Source organism: Chryseobacterium sp. HMWF035, assembly GCF_003094695.1.
Lineage (GTDB): Bacteria > Bacteroidota > Bacteroidia > Flavobacteriales > Weeksellaceae > Chryseobacterium > Chryseobacterium gambrini.
On record NZ_QEHP01000068.1, the window covers coordinates 1 to 7,151 of the forward strand.

The following is a 7,151-nucleotide window of genomic DNA, read 5'->3' on the forward strand; positions in this document are numbered from 1 at the left end:
ATATTATTTTTATTAAGTCTAAATAAATATAAATTTGTTTAAACACATATCAATCATATCCATATCAATTTTTGTTTTTTAACCGGCAGAATCTATTTGTCGGTTTTTTGATATAAAGATTTCCTGTACTCAATTCCCCATTTGGCAATTTCATCAATAATCGGCTCAATAGTTTTTCCGTATTCTGTGATTTCATATTCCACGGTTACAGGTTTTGTGTCTAAAACAGTACGTTTGATAAGATGATTGATCTCCATGTCCTGAAGCTCTTTTGAAAGCATTTTGGCAGCAATTCCGTCAATTTCCCTTAAAAGATCCATAAAACGCATTTTTTCACTCTGCATTAAGGTTCCCAAAATGTGAAACTTCCATTTTCCCGATAAAATTTCCATTGAATCTTTAATGGCGTTCATACGGTTTTTGCAGATAGGAGTGATATTCAGATTGGCTTCTTTTTTCATGATTTCAGATAAATTTATAATTCTGTAAAGGTAATAAAAAAACAGAAAGGTAGTTTCCTCGAGGAAACCAGTTTCTAAAAGGAAATCCATTACCAAAGTATGATGATTAAATATTAGATTTGTAGTAACATTAAAAAGTGTGAAACCTTTATCATCACAAAAAATGATAAATAATAAAATACTAACATTTGTGTTCCTCACGGCGGCTTTAAGTAGTTGTAACGGACAAAGTGACAAAAGTAAAAAAATGGAAAACAGATCTACAAATCCGCTATTATGCGATCCTGCGACAGGAGTTTGTGAAGTTCCCGGAGAAAAGTTTGAAATTGGGAATATTGATGTAATGACTGACGAAAAACCTGTAAAAGTGATTTATTTTACAGACCCAATCTGCTCTTCATGCTGGGGAATTGAGCCTCAACTGAGAAAATTAAAACTGGAATACGGAGATAACGTAGATATAGAATACAGAATGGGAGGTCTTCTTCCGGACTGGAGCTACAACAGCGGAGGAATAAGCAAACCTTCGGACGTGGCGCATCACTGGGATGAAGTAAGTTTGTATTACGATATGCCGATCGACGGAGATATCTGGTTACAGGATCCGCTGGATTCTTCTTATCCGCCTTCTATCGCCTTTAAAGCGGCACAGATGCAGGACAGGGAAAAAGCACTGGATTTCATGAGAGAACTTCGTGAAATGGTTTTTTTGAAGAAGAAAAATATCGCAAAATGGGAACATATTGCAGCAGCAGCCAAAAAAGTAGGATTGAATACAGATCAGTTGAAAAAAGACTTTGAAGGAAGAGGAAAAGAACTTTTTCAGGAAGATCTGAAGCTTGCCAGAGAAATGGGAGTTCGCGGTTTTCCTACCATGTTTTTTACCAATGATGCAGGAAAAAGAGAGATTGTTTACGGCTCAAAACCTTATGCATTCTACGAAACTGCTGTTCTGAGAGTAAATTCCGACACCAAGAAATCTGAATATTCCAAAAACTGGGAAAGTCTTTTTGCAAAGTATAATTCACTTACCGCAAAAGAGTTTTCAGAATTATCGGGAACCCCGAGAAAAGAAAGCGAAAGATTATTAAATGAGCTTTCCGACAAAGGAACGCTTGAAAAGCTTACCACCAAAAACGGTTCAATCTGGACCCTGAAATCGTAATTAATTTCATTAATATTTAGCAAGTTTTTTTAAGAAACCGAAAATTCTTTGAATTTTCGGTTTTTGTTGTTTTGTAGCTAACTCAATTATTGTACATGAATTCTTTTATTAATCTTAAAAATGTATAAGATTAAAACTAAAAGAATCTGCTCTTTAGGAGCAGATCCAGTAGATAAATACATCTCATTTTTTTAATTAGACAACAATAAAAAAGCACAGCCGACAATGCTGTGCTTAAATTTTTATAAATTTAATTGCGATTTCAAAGCTGAAAAATGCAAAATATGTTTCCACTTCAGTTGTATTTCATAGTAAATGTAGGAATAAATTTTATGCCAAACAATATACTGAATGTTAAAATTTACAACTGTCTGTTATCTTTTCGTTAATAAATCGTGAGGTTATTTTTCACGTAAATATTGTTCGATAAAAAGATTTAAAGATGCTTTTTCCTGATCATTTGCTTTATCATCCATTTTTCCATGATTAATAGTTGTTGGCTGAACAGTGATATGGAATTTTTTTTGCTCTTCCATTGTGGGCAAAACTCCTTCATCGGCAGGATAATCGTTTGAGCGTAAAGTATAAATTTTCGGAATCAAAGTTTTGGGCAGATACATTCTCCGGTTATCCAGGGTAATGATTTTATACACAAAATTGGGATACTTATTGGCGAAAAGAGCCGTCATATCTCCGCCGTTTGAATGTCCGATTAAAGTAAGATGTTTATAATCAAGCTCAGGTTTCGTTTTTTTTAATTCATTCAAAACAAATAAAATATTTTCTGTACCGCGTTCCCAAAAAGGCATTCTTACGATTTGAGGTTTTCCCTCTGAAGGAATAAGCTGATCTGTCGGAAGCTCATGCTGAATGCTTACCACAAAATATCCTTTTGAAGCCAGATTCTTTGTTAAGTAGGAATACTTTAAATAATCTCCACCTGTATTGGCACCATAACCGTGACTGAAAATGACGATCTGTTGTTTTGAAATTTTCTCTGAGGTTTTGGGACTGAAATAAGCAACCGGAATTTTGCGGTTTCTCGATTTATCAAACATTGTCAGAGTATCTAATTTTACAGGGTAACTGCTGTTCAGATTTGCATTTTTTTTCGTTGAACAGCTCATGATTACCAGAGCAATTAAAAATAAAAAGATAGAATTATATTTCATGGTAAAGTTAAATCATTGAAATTATTTAAAGTAAAAGAGTTTTGCTCCTTTAAGAGCAGAATCTTTGTAGAAACAGGAGTAAGTCTATCAATCAATCCGTAGGTTTAATATCGATACTACAAAAAATGTTCTAAAGATAGCGTTACTACGGAACGCAAACGTCCTCCGAATATGATGTCTGCAAATTCATACCCCATAGAGTTTTCGAACGTTTTACTTTAACAAGTTTAAAAATATAAAACAGAGAGTAAAGATTACTCTCTGTTTTTTAGTTCTCCAGCTTTTCTTTAATATATCGTGCTGTATGAGATTTCTTATTTTTTGCCAGTTCTTCGGGAGTTCCGGTGAAGACAACCTCACCGCCGTGTTTTCCGGCTTCAGGACCGATGTCGATGATGTAATCTGCAGATTTAATGATATCGGGTTGATGTTCAATCACAATCACAGAATGTCCAAGATCAATTAAAGCCTGTAAAGACTTCAGCAATTTCTGAATATCATGGAAATGAAGTCCCGTTGAAGGTTCGTCAAAAATAAATAACGTCTTATCTGTTGTAACCCCTTTTACAAGGAAGGATGCAAGTTTTACACGCTGTGCTTCACCACCGGAAAGGGTAGAAGAGCTCTGTCCCAACTGCAAATATCCTAAACCTACATCCTGTAAAGGTTTTAATTTGGTTGCTATCTTTTCTTCCTTATTATCTTTAAAAAATTCCAAAGCTTCATCCACGGTCATGTGAAGAATATCTGAAATGTTTTTTTCGTCGTACTTTACTTCCAGAATTTCACTTTTGAAGCGGGTTCCTTTACAGACTTCACATTCAAGTTCAATATCTGCCATAAACTGCATGGAAACGTTGATTACACCTTCTCCTTTACATTCATCACATCTTCCGCCATCTACGTTGAAGGAAAAATGTTTCGGTTTGTAACCCATCATTTTTGCCACTTTCTGCTTGGCGAAAAGATCTCTGATGTCGTCATAGGCTTTAAGATACGTTACAGGGTTGGATCTTGAAGACTTTCCGATAGGATTCTGGTCGATCAGTTCAATATGCTGGATCAGTTTTTTCGGAAAATCCACAGCATCATAATCTCCTTTTTTACCTCCCATCCCAAGCTGAATCTGGATGTCATTGGTAAGGATTTCCTTCATTAAAGTCGATTTTCCGCTTCCGGAAACCCCCGAAATCACAACAAGATTTTCCAAAGGAACATCTACATCAATGTTTTTTAAATTATTTTGTCTTGCTCCTTTAATGTGAATCCATTCTTTCGCTTTTCTTCGCTTTTTAGGAACTTCAATTTCCAGTCTTCCGGTAAGATATTTTGAAGTTAATGTATCTGCATCTTTCAGTTCTTTGTAATCTCCTGCGAAAACCAATTCTCCACCAAGATAACCTGCTTCCGGACCGATATCAATAATATAATCGGCGGCTTTCATTACATCTTCATCATGTTCCACAACGATTACCGTATTGCCAAGGTCACGAAGATTTTTTAAAACTTCAATTAAATTTTCCGTATCTCTTGAGTGAAGTCCGATTGAAGGCTCATCCAGAATATAAATGGAACCCACCAAAGAACTTCCCAGACTTGTTGCTAAATTTATTCTCTGACTTTCTCCGCCGGAAAGCGTGTTGGATGTTCTGTTTAAGGTTAAATATCCTAAACCGACTTTTAATAAAAACTCAAGTCGGGTGGTGATTTCATATAAAAGTCTTTTGGCAACTTCCTGATCGTGTTCGGATAATTTTAAGCTTTTAATTAAAGGGAAAAGCTCATCCAGAGGAAGCTCGATCATCGATTGGATATTGTATCCGTCGATTTTCACCCAGCTCGTTTCTTCACGCAGTCGCAAACCTTCACAAGTCGGGCAGAGCGTTTTTCCGCGATAACGGGAAAGCATTACACGATACTGAATTTTATAGAGGTTTTCCTCAAGCATTTTGAAGAAATTATCAATCGATGGGAACGTGCTTTTTCCGTCTCCTTTCCAAAGATATTTTTTCTGTTCTTTGGTTAACTGATGATAAGGCTTATGAATCGGGAAATCTTTTGCTTTTTTAATGAAATCTTTTTTCCATTCGCTCATGCTTTCGCCTTTCCATGAAGCAACCGCATCTTCGAAAACGGACAATGTTTTGTTGGGAATTACAAGATCTTCATCAATTCCGATGACTTTTCCGTATCCTTCACAAGTCGGACAGGCTCCGTAAGGATTGTTAAAACTGAAAAAATGGACATTCGGCTCTAAAAATTCGATTCCATCCAATTCAAATTTATTTGAAAATTCTTTGATCTTTCCGGTATCAACATTCTTGAGTGAACAATATCCGCGACCTTCATAAAAAGCCATCTGAATAGAATCTGCCAAACGCTGAAGAAAACTTTCATCTTCCTCGTAAGTGAAGCGGTCTATTACCAGATTAATTTTCATTCCTTTTTCGGGAGTAAAGCCGAAACTTTCCAAATCTTCGATTCCTGCAACGTTACCATTGATTTCCAGTCTCGTAAAACCTGCTAATTTCAGGACATTTAAATTTTCACCAAAATTCGCGGCATCGTAATCGTAAGGAGCCGTTAATAAAAATGAAGTATCTTTTTTAGAAGATTTGATGAAATCCACTACATCCGAAACCGAATCTTTTTTCACTTCCTCACCAGAAGCAGGAGAATAGGTTTTCCCGATTCTTGCAAAAAGAAGCTTCATATAATCGTAGATCTCTGTGGAAGTTCCGACGGTAGATCTTGGGTTTGAAGAAATTACTTTCTGCTGTATCGCGATAGAAGGTGCTAAACCTTTAATGTCATCAACTTTAGGTTTTTCTAACTTTCCTAAAAACTGACGTGCGTAAGAGCTTAAGCTCTCTACATATCTTCGCTGTCCTTCCGCATAAATCGTATCAAATGCCAATGAAGATTTTCCGCTTCCGGAAACTCCTGTAATGACGATCAGTTTATTTTTCGGGATAAGAACATCTATGTGTTTCAGATTGTTAAGGTGTGCGTTCTTAACGAAAATCTGTTTTTTAATATCTATTTCTGTTGTATGAGCCATAGTAAAATTAAGACTAACAAAATTACGAATTTTTAGCGGATTATAGAGTGATATAATTTTTGGTAATTACTTACGTTTTTACACTATAAAGGGAAAAATATAAAAAAATGTTAATTTTTCTCTTATGAGTGAACCATTACTAAATAGATTGCATCTTTCATAATGTAAACTTAATATTTACTATACCATGATAAACACTAATATAAAGTCTGTATTGGAATTGCTGCAGACTTTTTCAACGGAGGAAAAATGTATCGATTATCTAGAACAGATGAGATGGGGAGGGGTAATAGAAAGCCCTTTCGATTCTGAATCTCAGGTATATAAATGCAGTAAAAACCGATACAAATGCAAAAATACAGGGAAGTATTTCAATGCCAAAACAGGATCTATGTTTGAAAATTCTAAGATCAGTCTGCAAAAATGGTTTCTGGCAATATGGCTGATAACTTCTCATAAAAAAGGGATAAGCTCTCTTCAGCTGGCAAAAGATATAGACGTCACCCAAAAAACAGCTTGGTTTATGTTGCAAAGAATACGCGCTTGTTTTGGAATTGAAAATCATAATGAGCTAGAAGGAACAATAGAATGTGATGAAACTTTTATCGGTGGAAAAAATAAGAACAGGCACAAGAATAAAAAAGTAAAAAACTCTCAGGGGAGAAACTATAAGGATAAAGTTCCGGTGATGGGAATGCTGCAGAGAGGAGGTAAAATGAATGCTTTTGTGGTGGATGATACAAAAAAAGTGAGTATACAGCCTCTGATTTATAAATATATTCCCATTAAAAACACAAGAGTTATTAGCGATGAATGGTGGGGTTATAATGGATTATGTAAAACGTACGATCATAAAATAGTCGATCATTCTAAAAAAGAATACGTAAATCAGGAAGACAGCAGTATTCATACAAATAATATAGAGGGATCGTGGAAGATATTGAAAAACTCGCTGAATGGAACATATAATCATGTATCGAAAAAGCATCTTCAGAAGTATGTAGATGAATTCATCTATAAATTTAATTTGAGGGATACGTCAAATAATGATAAGTTTAAATATTTTCTAACAAACAGTGAGGTAAGAACCAGATATAAAGATTTAATTCTGGATAAGGATTAAAATAATTAATTTTAAGTCATATTTCTATTTTATTTTTTAAATTGAAAAGTCGGGATTGGTTAATTTCTTAATAATAAATGAAGATATAGGTGTTAAATCATAAATTAATATTTTAATTTTTTTCATTTTTGCAGTTGTTAGCAAATTATATCCTAAAAAGTTTTAATTT

At 34.7% G+C, this 7,151-nt stretch carries 5 protein-coding genes; 2 read left to right on the plus strand and 3 right to left on the minus strand.

The window, feature by feature from the left end:
* Nucleotides 1-92: 92 nt before the first annotated feature.
* Nucleotides 93-461, minus strand: a complete 369-nt coding sequence (locus tag DD829_RS11270) for a winged helix-turn-helix transcriptional regulator (RefSeq protein ID WP_076390327.1) — start codon at nt 459-461, stop codon at nt 93-95.
* A gap of 247 nt (nt 462-708) precedes the next feature.
* Here DD829_RS11270 and DD829_RS11275 point away from each other — a divergent pair, with 247 nt between their 5' ends.
* Nucleotides 709-1,626 carry a ClpXP adapter SpxH family protein gene (locus DD829_RS11275; RefSeq protein WP_076390326.1) on the plus strand — a complete coding sequence of 306 codons (918 nt, stop codon included), beginning with the start codon at nt 709-711 and terminating at the stop codon, nt 1,624-1,626.
* Between the two features lie 401 nt (nt 1,627-2,027).
* Here DD829_RS11275 and DD829_RS11280 read toward each other — a convergent pair whose 3' ends face one another.
* Nucleotides 2,028-2,798, minus strand: coding sequence for an alpha/beta hydrolase family protein (locus tag DD829_RS11280; RefSeq protein WP_108409536.1), 771 nt, complete (start codon nt 2,796-2,798; stop codon nt 2,028-2,030).
* 268 nt (nt 2,799-3,066) lie between these two features.
* Nucleotides 3,067-5,859, minus strand: a complete 2,793-nt coding sequence (gene uvrA / locus DD829_RS11285; protein WP_108409535.1) for an excinuclease ABC subunit UvrA — start codon at nt 5,857-5,859, stop codon at nt 3,067-3,069.
* A gap of 187 nt (nt 5,860-6,046) precedes the next feature.
* Between uvrA and DD829_RS11290 the strand changes: the two genes are divergently transcribed.
* Nucleotides 6,047-6,982: an IS1595 family transposase gene (locus DD829_RS11290; RefSeq protein WP_108409534.1), complete on the plus strand. Its 936-nt coding sequence runs from the start codon at nt 6,047-6,049 to the stop codon at nt 6,980-6,982.
* Nucleotides 6,983-7,151: the final 169 nt, after the last annotated feature.